The sequence below is a fragment of the Paenibacillus germinis genome, from assembly GCF_013141785.1.
Taxonomy (GTDB): Bacteria; Bacillota; Bacilli; order Paenibacillales; family NBRC-103111; genus Paenibacillus_E; species Paenibacillus_E phytorum.
In genome coordinates this window covers 1-21895 of the sequence record NZ_WHOC01000136.1, presented here as the reverse complement: position 1 = coordinate 21895, position 21895 = coordinate 1, and the positions used below count along the sequence as shown (strand labels likewise).

Below are 21895 nucleotides of genomic sequence, written 5' to 3'. Positions count from 1 at the left end.
TGGGGGAAACACCAATTATTACGTTGTCATTCGCAGAATTGTTAGACCAACTTTTTCAATTTAAAGGGAAACGAATTTTTTGGTTAGACGACAATTTTATTGCTTTAGGAGACGCGTACGATAAACAGTGAAGATCATCCGAGCTACATTTCATTGCGCTAACGCAGAACGATAGCTAGCTTATACCACTAAATTTTTAAAAGACTCCTTGAGAAGAATAGAAAAAAATCTATCAAAGAATAGTACATCGGATGTGTTAAAAGAACTAATTAGTGCACCGTTATTTTGGTATATTTTATTAGCAATTTTAGTAATCATTCCTGCTATTTTCTTTCTAATTATATGAGTTCTGGGAATAAGTGGGTGAAAACCAATTGGTATACATAAAGAAAGCAAAGAAAGCATCAATAGATCAAGATGATTGCTAAACTAACGCAGAACGATAACTTCATGACAAAGAGCAAACAGGCTTCCGGTGATAAACTCGGTGGCCTGTTGAACTAAAGGGCAGAATAATGGGACTATGAGTAGTTTTAATACGTCTAATTATTAAAAATCATCCATAGGATACCTGCCAATGAAAACACACATTAAAATATGTGTTGCTCTTGAAAATTCTTTCAAATCAATAGGGCAGTCTAGGCAGCTCCTTTTGACATGCTCACAAAAAGCGATTTTATACATATGTATTATTTTGGAGTTTCCCCTCGCCAACGCGAAGGTTCGTTTGTTCGAATTGACACAAATTACATAAAGTGATATGGTCAAAGCAACAAGACATTCCGCAGTAAAATAAGCGGAATGTCTTGTCGTACTTTTATGGATATTCTACATAGTTAAGGGAGGTGCTGAGTGATTCAGGTAAAGGAGTTTTTAGATACGGATACGTCTTATGCGGAGACAAGAGCTAATCAGTTTTTAGCCGGTTTAAAGGATGAGCAAGTTGTTAATGTTTGTTATGGATCCATCATGAAGTCATCTGTAAACGGGTCGGGTTTCCAACGTAGTGCTATCCTCGTTGTTTATAAATCGGAAGAAAGCAATCCTAAGTAAAACGAGGTGTTCTCACACAAAATGGAGACCTTCTTTAAACTGCTCTCAGTTATCTCTACAGTTCTTATTGCAGCAATCCTGTTTTGTTTAATCTTACAGAAATTTTGAAAAAAGTTTTTAAGAAAATAATTTTCCTGGAGGTTTTATAAATGAGGCAAATTGGTCGATATTGGAATTTAATTGTTTGGGGTGGAATCTACGATGAACCGTAGCCATAGGTTCAATCCACCCCGGAGTCGACTTGTTGAGCAGCTTGTTTTTCTTGATGAGCAAATGACGAAATTTCTTGACAGTTATTCTTCACAGCAGAAGATACAAGTGCATAAGAGTATTAAACAATATGTGAAAATATTGGAGAGATTACTTGAGCTAGATGATGTTAATCTTGTAAAAACGTTGAGCAAAGTTACGGTAATAGGAAGTAGCATTACTATTTGTTACGAAGAAGAAGGATCTAATGAATTATTTACGGTGGTCCTCCCAACAGAAATAGATCCGGATAAAAATAGGATATCGTTGTTTTCGCCAATTGGAAATCAATTGTTATCGAGGTCAACGGGCGAAACCTTCATTCTTCAAACTCCGGAGGCTGAATACTCCGTTCGGATTGTAGGGACTGCACTTAGCTAAAGTTGGAACCATAAACAATGACTTATCTATAATGGGGGACAGCCGCGCTCATTGGGCTCATACTGGATGATTACGAGCTGCCAATTCATTCCCCACGGAGCAGCTAAGCGGCCGCACTGAGCTCTCCCTCAGTGCGGCCGCTTTTTATTTTTGCCAAAATGAATAGGGATGCTCGTTTTTTCCCCGTATTAAATTTCCACTCCGTACGCGGATGATCAGGGGGTTTGAGCGTGTTTACTAGAAGTAGATTTTATTATTGTTCTACTACCAGCAGGTAAAGGGAGCCATATTGAATTTGGTATTGCACTTGGACAAGGAAAAAGAATTTGTCTATATACACCAAATAACGAAGTTAGTAATTTTGAAACAACCAGTACGTTTTATCATTTATCTGAAGTTGAAAAATGTATCTATAGTTCAGGAGCTCAATAGACATAAGGAGAAGGCTGCCGAAAGCATAGAACGTCAGCCTACTCAGCAAGGGGCAGGATAGTTCGGTACTTATTAAAACTTTATCAAGCATTCCTACTGGCCATTTAGTAAAATTAAGGATATGAAGTTCATTGAAAGAGAATTTGAAGTCAAGGGGAAATAAATTGATTATGCACATAGACACAGCGGTTTTAAATAATATCTCTCCCGAAGCAACGTGAAGATCAACGGGGTGTGGATAGATCATCAGATTCTGGCCCTTATCAATCCGTCCGAGGATATCTAGTCAACCACCGATGAACTATAACGTAGGAGCTGCATTGAAGCAGCTCTTTTTTTTGATTTCAATGAATGCTTTTTAGGATTTTTAACAAAGCGACAACGCTGAACTAACGGAAAATTTACTAAAGGGGCCGTAAGTATAAATCGATAGGTTCAAAAGATAGAACCTTTAACATTGGGTGAAGAAGCTTGATTATTTATTTACTTGGTTTCATGTGTAATGTACTATTATAGTAGTAAAAAAAGATAGAAATACTACATCATGGTTTAAGGAAGTGGCATAATGGGGAACGGGTTTATTACAAGTATTGAGCATTTTAAACCCCATACCTTTCAGGCAGAGCAGGGTGAAGGGTTGTATATTTCACATTCGCATGATTATGATGAGCTTACGCTTATTCTGGATGGGGAAGGGTATTACAGTTCTGCGGAACAAAATATTAAAGTCTCAAAAGGTGATCTAATTTTAATCCCGTCACAGCTTCACCATGGATTTGTATGTATTAAGCCGTGGAAAGGGATATCGGTCCATTTTATTTTTGATAAAATACCTGCCTATTGCCAATATTTGTTTCTCAATGCTTATCAAAAGCCGCTTCACATTCGGATTTCCCACTTACAAGAAGAGCATTTGAAATGGGCGAATATTTCTCTTTTGCAGCTGGAATTGGAATGGAAAATAGAAGAGAAAAGTGAGTATTCGTATGACTTAATGAGGAACATTCTTGAAACCGTTTTATTGTTACATCATAAAAATATGATAACACCGCAGTTGCTGCCAGAAAAGACGGATGACAGCTTGATCATTCAAGAGGTTTTAAGAGAAATCCATAGACGCTATAATACATCCATTACAATTAACGAAATTGCTTCACGACATTTCCTTTCGGAAAGTCTTTTACGCAGAAAATTTTCGGAGATGCTTGGCATTTCTCCAAAACAATATATTATCAATCTTCGTTTGGAGGAGGCAAAACGACTGCTCCAGCAAACAAACAGAGCTATTGAATATATTTCTTCTGAAGTCGGTTTTACTTCCTCCAGCAGGTTTTATGATCTTTTTGTTAAATGGGTTGGTATGACACCTATGGAATGGCGAAAGCTGAATGAGTAAATATAAATGAAATACCACCATAAGGGTGGTATTTTTTTTCGACCGTCGAAACCGAACAATTAACGCTTATTTTTGTAACATTTTTAAAGCGGTTTCATGAGCAAGGCGTTTAAGATCTCTTATACAATAAAAAAGAAAGAAAAATAAAAAGGGCGAGGGGATTGAAAGAAATGAGTAGTATGAAAAGTAAATCTAGTAAAAGCTTTTTGATTATAACTTCGGCAATGATGCTTGCGAGTCTTGTAAGCGCTTGCGGTAAGACCAGCAATGACCCTACTCCGACTTCAGGCGGCACAAGCACAGTTGCCCCTAGTACAGCTGCTTCTGCAGCACCCGCTGCCGGCAAGCCCGTAACCATTAAGTTCGCTGGTTGGGGAGACCCAGCGGAGAAAGAAGTTTTCACGAAGCTGCTTAAGAGTTTTCAGGAGAAAAACCCTAACATTAAAGTTGAATATCTGCATATCCCGGCGGATTACGTAGGCAAGATGAACACCATTCTTGCCGGTGGTGACGCTCCCGACGTCTTTTATGTACCAGATGGAGACTTCGGGCGATGGGTTAGCCAGGATTTACTGCTCCCGATCGACGACTTTATGAAGAACAGCTCAATCGATACGGCTGACATGTGGAATTCCGCACTGGTTCGTTATCGTTATAACGGCGCTGTTACCGGACAAGGCAAATTATACGCTTTACCGAAGGATATTGGACCTACGGTTCTGTACTATAATAAAGATATTTTCAAAAAAATGAATGTGCCTTTCCCAAGCGCCGATACGCCGATGACCTTTGATCAATTGCTGGATACCGCGAAGAAATTGACGGTCACTAATAATGGCAAGGTTGAGCAGTATGGCATGGGACCCATTTGGTGGGAAGGATTCGTAATGGGCAATGGCGGCAAATTTTTGAGCGATGATAAAAAAGAATTCCTTCTTAACAGTAAAGAAGCAACGGATGCCTTGCAATTTGCGGCAGATCTCTCCAATAAAAACAAAGTGGTTCCAAGCGCAGCTGCGTTGAAAGATATGAACGATGGTCAAATGTTCCAAACCGGTAAACTTGCCATGATGATTCAGGGGCGTTGGATGGTCCCTGAATACCGCAAGCTGAAATTTGACTGGGACGTAGCGCCATTGCCGACGAATGGCAAATGGTCCGGATGGAGCGGTTCTGTAGGACTTGGCATCTTCAACAAATCGAAGAATAAGGAAGCGGCTTACAAGCTTGTTGAATTCTTGGGCGGACCAGAAGGTCAAAAAGAGCAATCTTTGATGGGGTTTGCGATTCCGAGCTTTAAATCGATGGCGAATACGGATATATTCCTTCAACCCGGGCAAAAACCGGAGCATGCAAGTGTATTTATTAAAGCGGCGGAAAATGAAATTAATGGGCCTTGGACTAATTTGCCAAATGCTAAATGGTGGGATTTACTCGGTCAAAGTATGGGTCCGATGTGGGAAGGTAAGATCTCCGCTGTTGATCTGATGAAAGATCTTAAACCGAAGATAGATAAAGCAATTCAAGAAGGTAATCCAGCATTGTTTAAATAATTGAGATGCATAAGGGGAAGAAGGGGAACGCTCGAAACGTGATCTCCTCTTCTTCCTCCATCTTATGAAGGAGGATTAATATGCAGAAAATGGAGGCCTCCATCGACCATCATCCCATCGAAAGGTCGTATAAAAGAAAGCGTGGGAATTACAAAGAGTATCTGTGGGCATATTTATTCATCTCTGCTCCGATCCTAGGATTTCTGCTGTTTGCGTTTATTCCTTTAAGTTTCTCTGTCTATGTGAGTTTCACTCAATATAGCGGCTATCAATCACCTGTTTTTCAAGGTGCAGACAACTATTCACGGCTTCTTACAAAAGACCCGTTGTTCTGGAAAACGTTATTTAACACTTTTTATTCAGCGCTTGGGATTCCGATTGGGATGGTAATTGCCTTAGGCATCGCTATGTCATTAAATCAAAAAATTCGCGGAATTCATTTCTTCCGGACGGTCTTTTTTCTCCCTACGATCAGCTCTGTGGTTGCTTTAACACTCCTTTGGAAATGGATGTTCAACTCCGAATATGGGATGTTGAATTATTTGTTGGATTTGATCGGTATTCATGGACCCGCATGGATTAGCAGTGAGCAATGGGCGATGCCGGCCATGATCATTCAAGGAGTCTGGGGCGGCCTCGGTTTTCATATGGTCCTATATTTGGCTGCGCTTCAAGGCGTTCCGAAGAGCCTCTATGAATCTGCGGAAATGGACGGGGCGAATGGCTGGCAACGGTTCCTCCGAATTACGATTCCATGTATATCGCCTACTACGTTATTCATTCTTATTACCTCGATCATCGGGGCTATGCAAGACTTCCCGCGCTTTCAAATCATGACAGAGGGCGGTCCGAATTACTCAACGACAACGATTGTATACTACTTGTTCCAAAATGCCTTTCGCTATATGGAGATGGGATATGCATCGGCAATGGCTTGGGTGCTTGGCATTCTGATCATGATGATCACGCTGCTGAACTTCTGGATGTCCAAGCGTTGGGTGCATTACGAATAGGAGGAAATTCATATGTCGAATCTCGCAATAAGCGTGAGGCAAAAAAAGAAGAGGTCCCAAGAACTGATTCGCAAGACAATCGCTTACCTCTTTCTTATTATCGGGTCTTTTGTGATGGCGATCCCTTTTTTATGGATGCTGTCAACGTCCCTTAAAGAACAAGGGGTTGTATTTGATATGCCTCCAAAGTGGATCCCGGAACATTTCGAGTGGAGCAACTATGTATTCGTATTAACGGAAGCAAATGTGTTGAAGGGTTTTATGAATACGATGCTAGTCATTAGTCTGCCTTGCGTGATCGGATTATTTACAAGCGCACTGGCTGCGAATGCATTCGCACGGTTGAGATTCCCAGCAAAAAACTTGCTGTTTATGATGCTATTGGCCACTATGATGATTCCAGGCGTCGTGACCATGATTCCTACCTTTATTTTGTATAAAAATATTGGTTGGGTAGACAGCTGGATGCCGCTGATCATTCCGGGAATGTTTGGGGCTGCGGCGGCGGTATTTTTTCTTAGACAATTTTTTATGACGATTCCCATGGAGCTTGAGGATGCTGCAAAGATGGATGGCCTCAATCCATTCCAAATTTTTATCCGAATCATGCTGCCTTTATCGAAGCCGGCTTTGGTCACGCAAGGAATTTTTGGTTTCTTGGCGGGTTACAACGATTTCCTTGGACCGCTTATTTACATCAACAGTCCGGATAAGTTCACACTTCAACTCGTGTTGGCATCGTTCCAAGGATTCTATAACGCACAATGGACGTATATCATGGCAGGGGCCGTGCTGGCGTTGATTCCGACCATATTACTGTTCTTTTTCGCTCAGAGGTATTTTGTTGAGGGAATTACCATGACCGGAATGAAGGGATAAGAACTCGATGTCGGAAGGGAGCAGGGAAGTGCGAATCAGAAATCAAGCAATCGGCATCACAATTCTCCTGATTGTGGCAGCTGTCACTATTTGGTGGAGCTTTATCAAAGAAACACAAGGGAGTCCGGTAGCTTATACGAATCCCATTTATAACCATGACGCGCCGGATCCAACGATTATAAAGGCAAAAGACGGTTATTATTATGCGATTACGACACAAAGCGAGTATAGCGGGAAGCTGGTAGCTTTACCCATTATACGTTCTAAGGATTTGATCCATTGGGAAGAGAAGGGTTCGGTATTTACAGGGGAACAAATTCCTTCATGGGCGACAGTAGGCTATATGTGGGCACCTCACATCACCTATCATCAAGGAAAATACTATGTTTATTACTCAACCAAGGTGAATGATGGGGATTTGCTAAAAGGCATGGGGATTGGTGTCGCTGTCGCTGACAACCCTATGGGACCCTATAAGGATAAAGGATCACCGCTCGTCTGGGGTACTGGCTTTGAAAAGATCGACCCTTACGTTTTTCAAGATGACAATGGCAAAAGGTATATGTATTGGGGCTCCGACAGACAGCCGATTTATGTACAGCAGCTTTCTGATGACGGGATGAGCGTTGTCGGCGAGGAGACTGCTGTTATGAGTCCAGGCATTCAAAGCCGTGAAGGCTACGACTATCTTGTTGAAGGACCTTGGGTAATTAACCGAAACGGTTATTATTACCTATTCTACTCAGGTGATTACTGCTGCCGAGATAGCGGACATAATCCTCATTATGCGGTTATGGTTGCGCGCTCCAAGTCACCTACCGGCCCATTCGAAGCATATCCAGACAATCCTATTCTTGAAAAGAACAAATCATTTCTGGCTCCGGGACATAATGCCACCATTCAAGATGATGCGGGTCAGGATTGGATGTTATACCATGCGTTTGATTTGAAGGAGCCTTCATCTTCAGGTCGCATCTTAATGATCGACCGGATCAAGTGGAAGGATGGTTGGCCGGTCATAAATGACGGTAACGGTCCAACTTCAACGCTCCAAACAGATGGACCGGTCATTAAACAAAGAAACTGAACAAAGAAACTAAAACCACAGGAATCGTTAAGGAGAGAGAACTAATGACAGTAACATTTCGCAACCCAATTCTCGATAAAGCAGCTGACCCTTGGATATTTAAGCATAGTGACGGTTTTTACTACTTTATGTCAACACAAGGCGGACAGTTGGAGCTCAGAAAATCCGCTTCCATGACTGGAATCGCAAATGGGCATAATAAAGTGATTTGGAAACCGGAAGAAAACGGTCCTTACAGTTATAATTTATGGGCTCCGGAAATTCATAGATTGGATGATAAATGGTACATATACTTCACGGCCAATGATGGCGGCGGCGATGATACTCGTCGAGTGTGTGTATTGGAGAATGAAGCAGAAGACCCCATGACCGGCGAGTGGGTGTGGAAAGGGATCATTGCAGCCGCATACCCCGGTCTGGACGGTTCAGTGATGACTCATCATAATCAGCTCTATTTTATGTATGCGGGCTATGGCCATTTTCCCGATTATGGTTCGGCGATTTATATTGTGCGTATGACGAATCCTTGGACAGTTGAAGGGGATAATGTTTTGTTAACGGCACCAACTTTGAAATGGGAAAAGCAAGGCGGTATGGCCATTAATGAGGGTCCTGTTATTTTGAAAAGAAACGGAAAAGTATTCCTCGTATATTCTGCAAGCACCACATGGTCTGAAGATTATGCCCTTGGCATGCTGACGATGGACGAAGCTTCTGATCCGATGGATCCTTCTTCATGGGTGAAATCAATGGTGCCGGTGTTCCGAAAAAATGTGGAAAACAATGTTTTTGCCACAGGTCATAATAGCTTTACTACATCGCCTGACGGTACAGAAGACTGGATTGTATATCATGCTCTTCCTTCACAAAACGCTGAACTTAATTTACGTAGTACTCGGGTGCAAAAATTCAGTTGGCGCTCGGATGGCACGCCTGATTTTGGAACCCCGATCGGGACCACAGAGGACATCTCTGTTCCTTCGGGGGAGTGAACTTAAGAGAAATTATAAACAATTTCAATTAGAAAGGGGGTGACTAATTGTGTATTGACTTGCTGAGGCAAGTTCATATTCAAAACTAAAATAAAACGGAGGTTTTGGGATGTTGAAAAAAATGAGAACTGCTTTGTTACTTTCATTAATGCTTACATTGTTTACTCAACTGTTCGTAATTACATCCGCTAAAGCGGCTACGTCAGGATCGGTTATTTACAGCAATACGGCGGAACCCGAGCCTTATTATACCAGGGCAGTAAAGATGAGCAATGGGAATTTACTGGCCACGTTCACAAGAAAATTCCCCGGAAACACGGGCTTTGTCGGTATGCAGGCGTTCAATTTTTACCGAAGCACCGATAACGGTTTGACCTGGTCTTACTATACTCAGATTGATCCCAACAACTATGGCCTAAATCGGGATCAGCAAGGGATGACTACGCTATATGTTTTGCCGCAGCAAGTCGGCATTTACCCGGCTGGTACGCTTTTATTCGCATCATCGGACTGGAGTGCCGGAACTCAGTATACGATCCATATCTGGAGAAGCACGGATAACGGTGCTACTTGGCAATTGCACAGCCATTTGGCCGCACAAGGCGGCGCCGGCACACATCACACTTGGGAGCCAGAATTTGCTATTTCCAGCGATGGCAGACTGATTTGCTATTATTCCGATGAAAGGCAGGTGGGATATAACCAAGCGATTGCTCAGGAAATTTCGAGTGACGGGGGTCTCACTTGGGGGAACTACAGCATTATTGTCGGCAAGAATACGGATAGTGCATGGCGTCCGGGAATGCCGAGAGTAACCCGTGCGAAAAACGGCACTTATTTTATGTTTTATGAGCATTTGGGTGCAAGCCCTAACTTTGCTGTCCGGTTTAAAACTTCAACGGATGGGATCAATTGGGGGGATCCATCGGTGTTAGGAGCTGTGGTTGGCACAGGATTTTATCGGGCGTCCCAGTGTCCGGAAGTTGCGTATGTTGACGACGGAAGCACTTATGGCAGATTATATGTACGAGGTATGTCGGATGTCGTCTCCAACCATAATAAAATGTTTACGAGCAGCGACAATGGCGCCACATGGTCAGAAAACGACGCCCCGCTAACAGTATCGGGAAGCAATAATAATACAGTAGCGGGTTGGAGTGGCACGCTTTTACCTTTAAGCAACAATCTCTTGCTTGAAGTCAATAGTGTAAAAGTCGGAAGCATTAATGAGATTAGAGCCAATGTTGCTCAAATCAATGCGGATTCCATCATCGTATCGGGCGCCCAATATAAATTCATCAATCAAAATAATAACCTTGTTTTAGATAATGCAGGGGGAGGTTCGCCAGCGGGAACCAAGGTTATCGAATATAACGATCTCGGGTTAAATACGCAATGGTGGCTGACCGAGTATAGGGGCAACGGCTTTTTCAGGATAATGAACATGAACAATAATCTTGTACTGGATGACCAAAATGGAGTGACAACACCCGGGACTGAGGTCAATCAATGGACGGACAACTACCTGGATACGCAGCGCTGGAAATTCGCTTACACGGGTAATGGTTACTACACCAGTATGAATGAACATAGTGGTCTTTTCTTAGATAACGCAGGAGGAGGCGCACCGGCAGGAACCAAGGTCATTCAATGGACCGCTAACGGACTTGATACACAGCGTTGGAAATTGGTACGTGTAGATTACGAATTACCTGTAAATCAATTTGAAGCCTCTAATCTTCCCGATACTTTTACTCGCCACCAAGATGGCAGAGGCAAGATCAGCAGTAATCTGGGTTCATCCATAGCTGATTCTCAGTGGAAAATGGTTCCCGGACTTGCCAATGCAGCAGCGGTTTCTCTTGAATCGGTCAACTTCCCCGGCCATTTCTTAAGACACCGTAACGGTGAAATCTGGATGGACATGAACGACAATTCAACTCAATTCAAAAACGATGCGACTTGGAATCGTCGCTCAGGTCTATCGAATGCCTTAGGGATATCTTTGGAGTCCTACAACTTCCCGGGTCAATATATGCGACATATGAATGGTCTGCTTTATATGACAACGATATCAACTACTTTGGATCAGCAAGATGCTACGTTTTTTCTAAAATAATAAATAGGGGCTCCTTGCCATCGTGCAGGGCCCTTTTTTAAACAAATAATGCGGGGTTAGCCCGAGAGGTGTAGAGAATGGAATATAGAAGACTTGGACGTACGAACTTAAATGTTTCTTGTGTTGGATTCGGTGGTGCACCGATGGGACTGGATAACTATTTGGAGCCTTATGAAGCAAAGAACAGTCGTGACGTGGTTATCAATTCGCTTCATACAGCTTTGGACAGGGGAATTAATTACATCGATACGGCACAGGGCTATGGAAATGGATTAGGCGAAAGTATAATCGGAGCTGTGTTGAAAGAACGTCGCCATGAGGCATATATTGCTACAAAAGTTCCCTCAAATCTTGGGTATGAAGATGTGATTCGATCCGTCGAAGCCAGCTTGAAGCATCTACAGACCGATTACATCGATGTCATGCAATTCCATGGAGGGTATTTAACGGAAGAGGATTATAATCGAATTGTGAATGACGGACCGCTGGATGCACTAAAAGTATGTCAAGAACAAGGTAAAATACGTTTCATCGGAATCACGAATGAAGTTCCTGATCATGTATTGCTTTGGTCCATTCGTTCCAGATTTTTTGATGTCATACAAGTTCGGTATAATCTCTTTTATCAGGGTGCTGCAGATCCAATCATTCCGGAAGCCGCTAAGCATGACGTTGGAGTCGTCGTCATGAGGCCGCTGACGAGTCAATCCCTTTATCGTTTTATGAAGCGCGTAGCGCCGGAGTCACTTGAGACGAGCAATCCTCATCAGATAGCCTTGGATTTTGTTCTCTCTAATCCCGACGTTTCCGTTGCCATATGTGGTATGCGGACTATTAGAGAAGTATTGGATAATGTTAGAACTGTGGATGAAAAAGAATGGCGCTGGGATTTTAAGCTTGACCGCGGTCAAGGCGGAGTCCAATTTTGATTCATCTAAGATAGTTAAGAGTAATTTAATACGAATAGCACTTCCGATTAGATGAATGAAAGGGCTATTCGTATTAGGGCTATCCTAGACTGCCGGTGTTTTGAAGCAATTATGCGTTCACTCTAGTATGAGTGAACGCATATTATTTTTACAGGATCGTGGGCGGAGGAAGGACTTCCGACATCGGATCGACCTGGAAATGAAACAAGTTCGGTAGATGGTCGGTCAGCATACCATACAATGCAACATCGTGCGGGTTTACAAAGGAGGCTACGACGAGCCATGGCTTTGCACCAGAGTCGGCACGTTTTTGATGATCCAGCGCTTCAATCAGTTTAACAGTCTCTGTGCCGTAAACGACATCCCTGCCGCTCAAGCCTGTGGCTGCGGATGAAGCGGAATTACGAGGATTGCGGCCATGGGGTTCAGGCCCGATCCAAGATGAGAAGCCGAAGGCATACAGCGGATCTGCGGACAAATAAAGCTGTTACCGCTGTGGGTCCGGCACACCAGTTGCAGGATTGTAGCTAGGCATATCATCTTTAGTTCCAGGAACCAGAATATCTTCATACGAAATATGCCATTTGCCTTTATAATATGTTTGGTATAGGGAAGATTGGAAGGATATACAGAATATCCATCGTAAGTGGTTCAATATTTCATTGACGCCTCTCCCTCACTTTTATATGATGTTGTAATGCCCTAATTTGATAGCAATGAATATTTCCCTGAGGAGGTTAATTAGATGAATGTTGTGGTTACAGAATACAACGATAATTGGAAACAAAAGTTTAGCGAGGAATCTCAAAAAATAAAGGATATTTTTGTTGATGAGTTAATCGACATTCATCATATAGGTAGTACTTCAGTTCGCGGGTTAAAATCCAAACCAATTATTGATATCATGCCAGTAGTAAAAGATATTGAAAAAATAGATTCGTTTAATGAAAGAATGGAAGAACTGGGTTACGAATGTATGGGCGAGCTTGGTATGAAAGGAAGAAGATATTTCCGAAAAGGCGGAGATAATCGCACGCATCAAGTGCATGTGTTTCAAGGGAATAATAAGGAAGATATTACTCGCCATTTGGCTGTAAGGGATTACCTCCGAACGCATCCCGATGAAGCAAATCGTTATGGAGATTTAAAAGAAAGCCTCGCCAAACAGTTCCCAAGGGACATTGAAGCTTATATGGACGGTATAGATACGTTTGTTAAAGAGCTAGAAAGAAAAGCGCTAAGTTGGTACATAATGGGCAAGGAACGTTAAGCTAACGAAAGACGATAGCTTAACACAGAACGAAACGAGGCTGCCGGCACAAACGGCAGCCTCCATTACGTTAATGGTTAGGTTCGTTATGATTTCTTTATGGTGTAAAATCCAAATTGTTCGATTTCATCAAGAGCCTTACGTCCAAAAGACTCTATTAGCTCATCGGCTCGGATTTTGCTTCCCCCTAGTGTTAGCCCGTCCCAGCGTACAATTCTACCGTCCTTAACCAAAAAATAATCATCCATATTATAACCTCCCAAATTAAAATTTTGGAAATCTCTGTGCGCTAGCATACGCAGAGTATTAATCTGCTTATCCGTATTTTAGCATACTCTCCAAGGGAAACATAAAGAGCCTTCACGGGTCAAGTAACTCTTTTATAAAATCAACATCTAAACACAGGCCACATCATGATCTTTAGTTTAGAAATCCGAATCTAGGCAAGAATCCACAGACCGGAACGGGGGCTTTGGCAAGAGAAGCAGCAGCACACACTTTATCATTGACGAACGGGCAGCATTCCTATTTTTGAATGTCGATGACTCAGTGACCCCTAAAAATCTGGGGTCAGCAGACGTTACCGTTGCCATCAAAAACAAGTCGGAATCAATATACCACCTGTGTACGCCAATTAAATGATGAGTTTGGTCCTAAAATGGGTAGTGAACAAAGGTGGCGTAGAGCAATTAGAATAGCTTAATGGCGTGATTGATACTAACGGCTTTGAAGGTTTGGCTGGTCATCAAAGTGTAGGGGGGCTGCACGCTCCGTTTCTTTTAGGAGATCTGCACCAAATGGATGATCTACAATATACTGCCAACTTTCATTAAGCTGCTTTCTTACAATTTCTGAGGTATGGCCTTGGATTTGTAACGGACTTCCATCTTCACCAACGGTTTCGAGGATAAAGTGTGCTCGAAGCAAAGCGATGTTTTCAAATGGTATGCAGTAAATATTTTTGGATACCATTTTGCCTTTAAATCGTAATAGTTCCTCAAGGGTTTTACGAATCGGTTCAAGTCCTTCATCCTTATTGCCGGTCAGATTAATCAGAATGCCACCTGGTTCATATAAAGCAATTAGGTTGTCTATGTCGCCGGAATTGTAAGCTTGAGCAAATGCAGCATTCATATCTTCCGGATTCATGACTGAGTTTCTTGAAATGGGGGATTTCATAAGATCACTTCTTTCTGTATGATGTATACAGTTGTTAGCATATCTGAATTCTCGCAATAATTTAAGTACGCAGAAAATAGTTACATAGTCATAAAAACTTAACCAATGGAGGTAAATATGCCCAATCAAGATGAATCATTTGGTTGCCCTGTAGAGGTGGGGCTTCAAATGATTAGCGGAAAATGGAAACCGAAAATCATGTATGAATTGCTTCAACAAACCAGGAGATTTGGTGAACTCTTGCGACTAATTCCTGGTGTATCAAGACATGTTATGACGATACAGCTTCGTTTGCTAGAAGAGGATGGTATCGTTAAACGCACTGCATACTTAACAATACCACCGAAAGTTGAATACGAATTGACCGAATTTGGTAGAAGCTTGGAACCCATTCTGATTCAATTGGTAAAGGTGGGGGAGCATTCCATCTCACTCCGTAAAAATGAACGCAATGAGAGTTGAAGTATATCGTTAATTGACTTATTATTCTGCAGCAAGTTCAATCGGTAGAGACGCAATATAGAATGGAAAATTACGCATTAATAATCACAAAAGGTACTAATAATGCTATTTATGGAACATGGGTAGAAGAGCATTTAGATATGCGTCACTTCAATATTGGGTAGAATGCGCGTAAAGGGCAGGAGAGTTTAGAAATATGTTGAAATACTAAGAGATACCGAACATTTGACCTCAGGTGAAAAGAGGAAATACCAATGATAACTATTCAAAAGGTCGAATATGATCATAAATCGACTTTAAGAAATCTCCTAGAGCTCTATAAATATGATTTTAGTGAATTTGACCCTGAAGATGTAAATGAAAACGGCTTATATGATTATATGTACTTGGATCATTATTGGACAGAAGAAGGTAGACATCCATTTTTTATTCGTGTTGATGGAAAACTGGCTGGTTTTGCACTAGTAAGGATGACCGGGACAAATGAACATAGCCAGCCAATTTATTCGGTGGCTGAGTTCTTCGTAATGAAAAAATATAGAAAACTTGGAATAGGTATAATCGCTTCTAATGAAATGTTCAATCGATTCAGAGGTATTTGGAAAGTTGCTCAATTAGAGAATAATAAACCAGCTCAAATATTTTGGAGAAAGGCAGTTGAAAGATATACAAAAAACAACTTCCAAGAGGTTAGAGAAGACGAGTGGGATGGTCCTATTCAAACATTTTCAAACGAAACTCGATTAAACTGAGGGACGGGAGAACTATAACTCAATGAAGACACGACGGCAGCCACCCAGACGATCGGCTGCCGTTTCCTTTGAAGTAACCGGGCAGGATATGTTAATCAATTCGCGAATACTTCAAATAATCATTAGCAAAGATTCTGCATGAACCATAAAAAATGGTATCCTCAAAAAGTGAAGGGGCAGCACAACCTTATGAAACTTGGACATATAATGATTTTCGTCAATGACATGACAAAGGCGAGATGGTTTTATTCTGAATTGCTGGGTTTGCAACCACTGTTAGAGCAAGAAAATAAGCTTGTATTTGCCCTTGACGGCTGTCAGCTTATAGCTTTTAAGTGTGAAAAGACCAAAGAAATTGGAGATTATTCAAACGAGGCTAGAACAGTTTTGGTGTTTGAGGTCGTATCTGTTGAGCAAACTTATAAGGAAATGAAGGAAAAGGGTATTCAATTTTTGCATGATAAACCTACTCAAGGGCGATATGCTGCTTTCGTTGATCCGTTTGGTAACGTGCACGAAATCGCAGAATCGTTCGATTGAGAGTCGTTAACTTTGTTACAAACAACGTGGTGAAACATATTACAAAGGTATTTCATTAACGGCGTTCTATTACGTGGTATTATTTGATAGATGATAACTTAGATTTGTGAGGTTATTTAATGATGAATTTTTTATACCATTATTTTGATAAATCAACAGGTCCTTTTCAAAATTTATCAGCCTTAGAACCAGAGGAAGCAGAGAGAATACTTAACGATATTCGAGTCCAGAAGAAAGGATTCGCCAGCAAAAGATCCACAGACTACCTAACAATTCGACGAAGTCTTGAAGCAAATGCAAGAGAAGTGTTTATAATAAAGGGTGGAAAGCCTATTCGAAACTATCCACATTATATGACTGTTGGAGAATGTCCATGGCTCTTGGAGTGGTTTGATAAGGGGAAGGAACTTTACATACCAATTAAAGAGTTCGATCCTTATTCTATCAGTTTTACTTATGGAGATTTGTTTCCAACGATGAGATACCAGGACGGAAAGAAATATCGAGGTCAAATTTATACATTAAATGAGATTAATGAAGTTATAAAAGAATTCGGATTACCTCAGGAGTGGAATCCCTTAGGGAATAAGGGACCAGAGAGGTACATAGAAGTACAAGTTTGGGATGATAAGCCGTTGACCCGATGGTTGATAAACTAACGAGAAACGATAGCTTAATAAAACAGGAGAAGGCTGCCGACAGTATTGAGTCGGCAGCTTTCTACACTAACGGACTGAAAATTGTACAGGATTAAAAACCAAATACTAGAAAAAGTAAAATGTGAGGGATGTCTAATGTCAAGACCATCCCGAATGAATTGAATAGATTAAATATAATAATGGTCCTACCGTGATTGTCCACGATTCAATTGAAATATTCGATAGGCTTTTTAAACTACGCAGAACGACAGTTAAACTAGCAGCATAACGAGGTGAATTCCAACTTTGAACATAAATCCTTACGAGGTAAAGACTAAAGAGGAATTGATTGGGTTTTTAATCTCATTAAGAAGCGATTTGAAGATAAACGGAAAGGATTGGGAAAACCCTACATTGGATGATTTTCTAGAAGGAATGGAGGCGTGGCTAACCGATACAGGGAGTATGACAGACACATCAATTTGGGGCACTTTTGCGATTATTCTCTCCGCAGGTAAATCCTATGAGTAAAGAGACGGCTGTTAAGAGGATTAAACTAGCGGAAACGAGAGTTGAATAACAGAAAAAAGCAGACCAAGACTGTATTGTGAACTGTGACCCGCAAGATGGACACTTTGAAAAAAGTGCCCTCTTACGGTTTTTTTGTGTTTTAATCAGATTATGAGACAGGAGCGGAGGAAGAAAACATGGACAAGAAGTATGGTTCATTAAAGCGGGAACAAGGTTTCTCAGAGCAAGAGCTAAAACAGTTAGAGATAAATCCAAACGTTCTGAATGTGACGGAAAAGAGCATCACATATGCTCCTGCGTTCAAGTTGGCGGCTGTTCAAGCTTACGAGGAAGGCCAAACACCGATGGAAATTTTTCTTAAAGCAGGTTTTAATGTCGAGATCATTGGCCACAAGAAACCAAAACATTGCCTGAAACGTTGGCGCGATGCTCATGCCAATTATGGAGAAACAGGACTACTGGAGGAACGACGTGGAAAAGGAAGCACGGGCAGAAGACCTGTAGGTGAGGTGTCCATAGAGGAAAAACTGAAGCAAGCTGAGGCACGAATTAAGCCGCTTGAAGTCGAGAACGAGTTCTTAAAAAAGCTGGAAGCGCTCGAAAAGCAAAAGATGCTGAGGAAACGTTGACACCCTCCGAGCGCTTTCAGATGATCAATCACACCATTCGTCATCATGGTTTACAACGTATGACGCGTTATCTTTGTAAGCTCGCAGGTGCTGCCCCAAGCAGTTATTACAGGTGGCTAAAGGCTGAAGAATCACGGCAGCTTAGGGCGCATGCAGACGAGCGTGATTGTTCTTTAATCAAAGAGCACTTTATTGCACTGAATGGAAAAGCAGGAGCCTTGATGATAAAAATGAGACTAGAGCGCGATAGCTGCGTAATCATGAATCACAAGAAGATCCGTCGGTTAATGCGTAAGTTTAATCTCGTTGCGAGGATACGGCAGGCTAATCCATACCGTAAGATGGCTAAAGCGACTCAAGAGCACCAGACATGTCCTAATTTATTGAAACGTCAATTTAACCAAGGAGAGCCAGAGAAAGTATTACTTACGGACATTACCTATCTGAGTTATGGAAATGGGCAGAGGGCCTATCTCTCTTGTGTAAAAGATGGAGCGACGAAACAGATACTATCTCACTATCTCTCCTCGTCCTTAGAGCTCTCCATCGTGGAGCGAACGCTCTATAGACTACTTGAGCGATTGGATGGCAATATTCATCCCGAAGCCATCTTACACTCTGACCAGGGCATGCACTATACCCATCCAAAAATTCGCGACCTAGTCAGCAAGGCTGGATTCAAGCAATCCATGTCCCGTAAGGGGAACTGTTGGGATAATGCATCTATAGAATCGTTTTTTGGTCATATGAAAGATGATCTTACGTACAGGGATTCTGAAACACTGCAAGAATTAAGAGCACGTGTAGATGATTACATTTCCTATTACAATTCGGAACGTTATCAATGGGGATTAAAAAAGATGACTCCTGATGAATTCAGAAGTCACCTTTTAGCGGCCTAATTAGGCCAGGGGTCTTTCATTCAAACCGTCCACAATTAGGGTCACAGTTCATTGTTCCAGTATTGGTCTGCTTTTTGTTGACGTATCCAAGAATACATTGAATACATGTAAACAATGTACAGACCTTTATGTTTCTAGGGGTTTTCACACTCTCGTTTAGATAATTAACGAAAACATACGCTAAGGAATATTTATTGGTTCTTCCGCCATACGTACGCAAAAAACCGGACTTAGGAACGTCCGGTTTATCTCCTTAATAGGTTGGAGGATTATGGTAAGTTAAATACATTGGGGGATTATGGGTAATAATTATGGGCAATTGACGGATCTCGGTGTTTTGCGGAGTTGTGGACAAGAACTCGTCTCGCGAGGGAGTTTCAGCACTTACCACCACCGGTAAAGCCAAGATAGCAGAAGCTACAGCACTTATTAAACCTAATTTGATTGTTTTCTTCATGATAAAACGCCTCCTGTTTTTCTTTTTTCCCCATCTGGGGTTTTCTTGCTACAAATTCATCATAAGCCATATCTGAGGGGGAAAATATACTCGAAAATTGAGTATAGAATAATATTAGAAGTAAATGCATGTTGAATGGGACGGGAGACGGCTTGTTCGATCCGGAACGTCTGATCCACCGTGAAGAAGCAACAGCTATCGTTTTCCGCTTATTGGCAGGACCGGGGATTAAGGAGGCAGATGCCACAGCGGAGCTAGCGCCCGGAACGTATTACGATGAATAGTATAATGAGTTGGATTCTCAAGATGATGAAGAAGTATCTGACTGGCAGGCAAAAATCGTTTGGAATAATTATCATAGTTGTACACTATCATCAACTTACCGGGGAGAGGCTAGTGGATTTCAGGTAGGGAAAGAGCTAAATCAATTTGATATTAAATGGGAAGGAAAAATTGCTCTCACCTATGCTGGTCAAAATGATTTTCTACATTCGTTTGAAGCGAATTCATTTAACGGAGAACGATAGCACAATATCAACAGGCTGCCGGCTTACTCGGCAGCCTGTTGAAGTACGGAGAACGATAGTTCAATAAAACAGCGGTAGTCTAATCTTTTATTTTCTCGTCCAAGGCTACCGCTGTTTGGTATATTGGGTCATTCTAACACTTAAGTCGGAGATTTCTTAGACAAACTTACATTACTTTAAACTTCTGAATTATTCTCTCCATTTTTTCCGCTTCTTTACTAAGTGAATCTGACAGTGAAGATACTTCTTTTACCAAATTAGTCTGTATGATTGTTTTATCATTCACTATTTTCACCCCATTTAGCGATTCTTGAGACACATGTGCCATCTCAGATACGGAGGCTGAAATTTCTTCGGAGCCAGCAGCCATTTGTTCTGAAACGGCTGACAACTCCTGGATTTGGACAGCAATACCTTTTGCGGAATGTAAGATTTTCTGAAAGGAGTCTCTTGCGTATAGGACTTTTTGATTTCCAAGCACCACTTCTTCAGATACTCTATGCATAGCTTTTACAGTTTCCGTAGAATCGCTTCTAATTTGTTTTAATAAATCTGATATCTCCGATGCCGAAGAAGCTGAACCTTCAGCTAACTTTCTAATTTCCGATGCGACAACTGAAAACCCCTTACCATGCTCGCCTGCCCGCGCAGCTTCGATTGAAGCATTTAAGGAAAGCAAGTTGGTTTGATTGGCTATCTCCATAATAGCTCCAACGATTTTTTCAATATGTGATGACCTTTCACTAAGTTTGGTGACAATGTTTAGGGAAGATTTAAGGGAATCATCAATCGAATGCATTTGCTGCTGTGCTTGTTCCATATGTCCAAAACCTTCTACAGCTTCACTTTCAGTGTCTCCAGCAGATTCAGATAGCTCATTAGCAGATTCTGCTATTCTCTGTACACCTTTGGCCATTTCTTCTATTGCTCGCGCTCCGTCTAATGTATTTTGCACGGAAGTTGTTGCTCCTTGTTGGATTCCTTCTATACTTTTGGCAATTTCCACTGTTGCAGTTGCGGTTTCTTTGGTATTGCAAGTTAATTTTTCTGTGGATTGAAACACATGCTTTGAAGCTTGGGATATATCTAGAACCATAGCCAACAAACTATCCAACATATCGTTTAATGAGGAAGCGATTTCTCCGATTTCATCCTTAGAAGTTACGGATAATCTTGTCGTAAGATCTCCACCCTGACTTGCTAATTCAGCTATTTTTTCATTCACCGTTTTTAAAGGTTTCAGCCTAACAATGATGAAAAAAAGCATAGCGAAGAATGTTATGAATGTGATGATTAACAAAGTAACTGTAAGGTTCAACATGCTGCTTGCCTGTTGTCTTGCTTGAATTACTTCTTGTTCAGCCCTTGCATTCATTTTTGTCTGAAATTCATCAATCGGATCCCTAATGATCTTTTTGTTATCATCATAATTTTTGTCAAACATTAGCTTTCTGGCACTATCGAAGTCTTTACTCGCAACTGCTTTCATGGCTTCATCTTCTGTTTTTATTAATGCATCCGAGTTTTGTTTTGCTTTTTCTATGAGATCCAATTCTGCCTGTGGAGCATTTAATTCCTTTAATTTCATGACAACATGATCTCGTGTCTTAGTCTCATTAACTTCTTTCATTCGTCAAATAATCTGAAGCATTAGCCAGATCTATACCCAGTTGTTTAAATTCTGATTGTTTTTGCAAGGACAGCCGTTCTTGTTTAATGTCTTTTTGCAAAAAGTACACGCTAATGCCATTTAAGACAGATAGCAATAGAAAAATAACACACATCAGCTTTAAGATCATTGAAATTCTCATTGTCACAACCCCTTTTCACTGTTATTTATTTATATATTTATAGTTCGACACAAATCGACATGCATTCCTTTTATTTTCGCTCCTTCGATTATAAGAAAAATGTTAAGATCCAAC

The 21895-nt window shown here is 41.3% G+C and carries 26 protein-coding genes; 20 read left to right on the top strand and 6 right to left on the bottom strand.

Features of this window, described 5'->3' with window-relative positions; genetic code table 11:
- Positions 1 to 852: 852 nt before the first annotated feature.
- From GC102_RS24750 to GC102_RS24705, 10 genes are all read left to right on the top strand, one after another.
- Positions 853 to 1053, top strand: coding sequence for a hypothetical protein (locus tag GC102_RS24750; RefSeq protein WP_171643981.1), 201 nt, complete (start codon positions 853 to 855; stop codon positions 1051 to 1053).
- A 201-nt stretch (positions 1054 to 1254) separates the two neighbouring features.
- Positions 1255 to 1683, top strand: a complete 429-nt coding sequence (locus tag GC102_RS24745; RefSeq protein WP_171691870.1) for a GreA/GreB family elongation factor — start codon at positions 1255 to 1257, stop codon at positions 1681 to 1683.
- 997 nt (positions 1684 to 2680) lie between these two features.
- On the top strand, positions 2681 to 3511 hold the full coding sequence (locus GC102_RS24740) for an AraC family transcriptional regulator (RefSeq protein ID WP_171691869.1): 831 nt from the start codon (positions 2681 to 2683) through the stop codon (positions 3509 to 3511).
- A 170-nt stretch (positions 3512 to 3681) separates the two neighbouring features.
- A complete protein-coding gene (locus GC102_RS24735) occupies positions 3682 to 5064 on the top strand; it encodes an ABC transporter substrate-binding protein (RefSeq protein ID WP_246321109.1) in 1383 nt (460 codons plus the stop codon).
- 80 nt (positions 5065 to 5144) lie between these two features.
- On the top strand, positions 5145 to 6077 hold the full coding sequence (locus GC102_RS24730) for a carbohydrate ABC transporter permease (RefSeq protein ID WP_246321108.1): 933 nt from the start codon (positions 5145 to 5147) through the stop codon (positions 6075 to 6077).
- A gap of 12 nt (positions 6078 to 6089) precedes the next feature.
- The gene (locus GC102_RS24725) at positions 6090 to 6956 is read left to right on the top strand and encodes a carbohydrate ABC transporter permease (RefSeq protein ID WP_171691868.1); all 867 of its coding nucleotides are present in this window, start codon (positions 6090 to 6092) and stop codon (positions 6954 to 6956) included.
- Positions 6957 to 6984: 28 nt separating this feature from the next.
- Positions 6985 to 8043, top strand: coding sequence for a glycoside hydrolase family 43 protein (locus GC102_RS24720; RefSeq protein ID WP_171691867.1), 1059 nt, complete (start codon positions 6985 to 6987; stop codon positions 8041 to 8043).
- Positions 8044 to 8087: 44 nt separating this feature from the next.
- Positions 8088 to 9035 carry a glycoside hydrolase family 43 protein gene (locus GC102_RS24715; protein WP_171691866.1) on the top strand — a complete coding sequence of 316 codons (948 nt, stop codon included), beginning with the start codon at positions 8088 to 8090 and terminating at the stop codon, positions 9033 to 9035.
- Between the two features lie 109 nt (positions 9036 to 9144).
- Positions 9145 to 11154 (top strand): AbfB domain-containing protein, encoded by a 2010-nt coding sequence (locus tag GC102_RS24710; protein WP_171691865.1) that lies wholly within the window; start codon positions 9145 to 9147, stop codon positions 11152 to 11154.
- Positions 11155 to 11231: 77 nt separating this feature from the next.
- The gene (locus tag GC102_RS24705) at positions 11232 to 12083 is read left to right on the top strand and encodes an aldo/keto reductase (RefSeq protein WP_171691864.1); all 852 of its coding nucleotides are present in this window, start codon (positions 11232 to 11234) and stop codon (positions 12081 to 12083) included.
- A 148-nt stretch (positions 12084 to 12231) separates the two neighbouring features.
- Here GC102_RS24705 and GC102_RS24700 read toward each other — a convergent pair whose 3' ends face one another.
- Positions 12232 to 12561: a hypothetical protein gene (locus tag GC102_RS24700; protein WP_171691863.1), complete on the bottom strand. Its 330-nt coding sequence runs from the start codon at positions 12559 to 12561 to the stop codon at positions 12232 to 12234.
- Positions 12562 to 12828: 267 nt separating this feature from the next.
- On the opposite strand from GC102_RS24700, the gene GC102_RS24695 reads away from it, so the two are divergent.
- The gene (locus tag GC102_RS24695) at positions 12829 to 13353 is read left to right on the top strand and encodes a GrpB family protein (protein WP_171691862.1); all 525 of its coding nucleotides are present in this window, start codon (positions 12829 to 12831) and stop codon (positions 13351 to 13353) included.
- 86 nt (positions 13354 to 13439) lie between these two features.
- Here GC102_RS24695 and GC102_RS24690 read toward each other — a convergent pair whose 3' ends face one another.
- Entirely contained in the window at positions 13440 to 13601 is a 162-nt protein-coding gene (locus GC102_RS24690; protein WP_171691861.1) for a hypothetical protein, read from the bottom strand.
- A gap of 469 nt (positions 13602 to 14070) precedes the next feature.
- Positions 14071 to 14532 carry a YybH family protein gene (locus tag GC102_RS24685; RefSeq protein ID WP_171691860.1) on the bottom strand — a complete coding sequence of 154 codons (462 nt, stop codon included), beginning with the start codon at positions 14530 to 14532 and terminating at the stop codon, positions 14071 to 14073.
- A 117-nt stretch (positions 14533 to 14649) separates the two neighbouring features.
- Between GC102_RS24685 and GC102_RS24680 the strand changes: the two genes are divergently transcribed.
- The 7 genes from GC102_RS24680 (at position 14650) to GC102_RS24655 (ending at position 18986) form a co-directional block, all read left to right on the top strand.
- Complete coding sequence (locus tag GC102_RS24680; protein ID WP_171691859.1) at positions 14650 to 14994, top strand: winged helix-turn-helix transcriptional regulator; 345 nt, start codon at positions 14650 to 14652, stop codon at positions 14992 to 14994.
- Positions 14995 to 15248: 254 nt separating this feature from the next.
- On the top strand, positions 15249 to 15746 hold the full coding sequence (locus GC102_RS24675; RefSeq protein WP_171691858.1) for a GNAT family N-acetyltransferase: 498 nt from the start codon (positions 15249 to 15251) through the stop codon (positions 15744 to 15746).
- Between the two features lie 189 nt (positions 15747 to 15935).
- Positions 15936 to 16286 (top strand): VOC family protein, encoded by a 351-nt coding sequence (locus GC102_RS24670; protein ID WP_171691857.1) that lies wholly within the window; start codon positions 15936 to 15938, stop codon positions 16284 to 16286.
- Between the two features lie 119 nt (positions 16287 to 16405).
- Positions 16406 to 16945, top strand: coding sequence for a hypothetical protein (locus tag GC102_RS24665; RefSeq protein WP_171691856.1), 540 nt, complete (start codon positions 16406 to 16408; stop codon positions 16943 to 16945).
- A 285-nt stretch (positions 16946 to 17230) separates the two neighbouring features.
- Positions 17231 to 17455: a DUF7660 family protein gene (locus GC102_RS24660; protein WP_171691855.1), complete on the top strand. Its 225-nt coding sequence runs from the start codon at positions 17231 to 17233 to the stop codon at positions 17453 to 17455.
- Between the two features lie 176 nt (positions 17456 to 17631).
- Positions 17632 to 18084 carry an HTH domain-containing protein gene (locus tag GC102_RS39660; RefSeq protein ID WP_246321106.1) on the top strand — a complete coding sequence of 151 codons (453 nt, stop codon included), beginning with the start codon at positions 17632 to 17634 and terminating at the stop codon, positions 18082 to 18084.
- The gene (locus tag GC102_RS24655) at positions 18081 to 18986 is read left to right on the top strand and encodes an IS3 family transposase (protein ID WP_246321105.1); all 906 of its coding nucleotides are present in this window, start codon (positions 18081 to 18083) and stop codon (positions 18984 to 18986) included. Before GC102_RS39660 ends, GC102_RS24655 begins: the two co-directional genes overlap by 4 nt.
- Positions 18987 to 19239: 253 nt before the next feature.
- Here GC102_RS24655 and GC102_RS24650 read toward each other — a convergent pair whose 3' ends face one another.
- Positions 19240 to 19443, bottom strand: coding sequence for a hypothetical protein (locus tag GC102_RS24650; protein ID WP_057305197.1), 204 nt, complete (start codon positions 19441 to 19443; stop codon positions 19240 to 19242).
- A 128-nt stretch (positions 19444 to 19571) separates the two neighbouring features.
- Here GC102_RS24650 and GC102_RS24645 point away from each other — a divergent pair, with 128 nt between their 5' ends.
- A complete protein-coding gene (locus GC102_RS24645; RefSeq protein WP_171691854.1) occupies positions 19572 to 19727 on the top strand; it encodes a hypothetical protein in 156 nt (51 codons plus the stop codon).
- Between the two features lie 9 nt (positions 19728 to 19736).
- Positions 19737 to 19970, top strand: coding sequence for a hypothetical protein (locus GC102_RS24640; protein WP_171691853.1), 234 nt, complete (start codon positions 19737 to 19739; stop codon positions 19968 to 19970).
- Between the two features lie 166 nt (positions 19971 to 20136).
- Here GC102_RS24640 and GC102_RS24635 read toward each other — a convergent pair whose 3' ends face one another.
- The gene (locus tag GC102_RS24635) at positions 20137 to 21558 is read right to left on the bottom strand and encodes a methyl-accepting chemotaxis protein (protein WP_171691852.1); all 1422 of its coding nucleotides are present in this window, start codon (positions 21556 to 21558) and stop codon (positions 20137 to 20139) included.
- Between the two features lie 28 nt (positions 21559 to 21586).
- The gene (locus tag GC102_RS24630; protein ID WP_171691851.1) at positions 21587 to 21781 is read right to left on the bottom strand and encodes a hypothetical protein; all 195 of its coding nucleotides are present in this window, start codon (positions 21779 to 21781) and stop codon (positions 21587 to 21589) included.
- Positions 21782 to 21895: the final 114 nt, after the last annotated feature.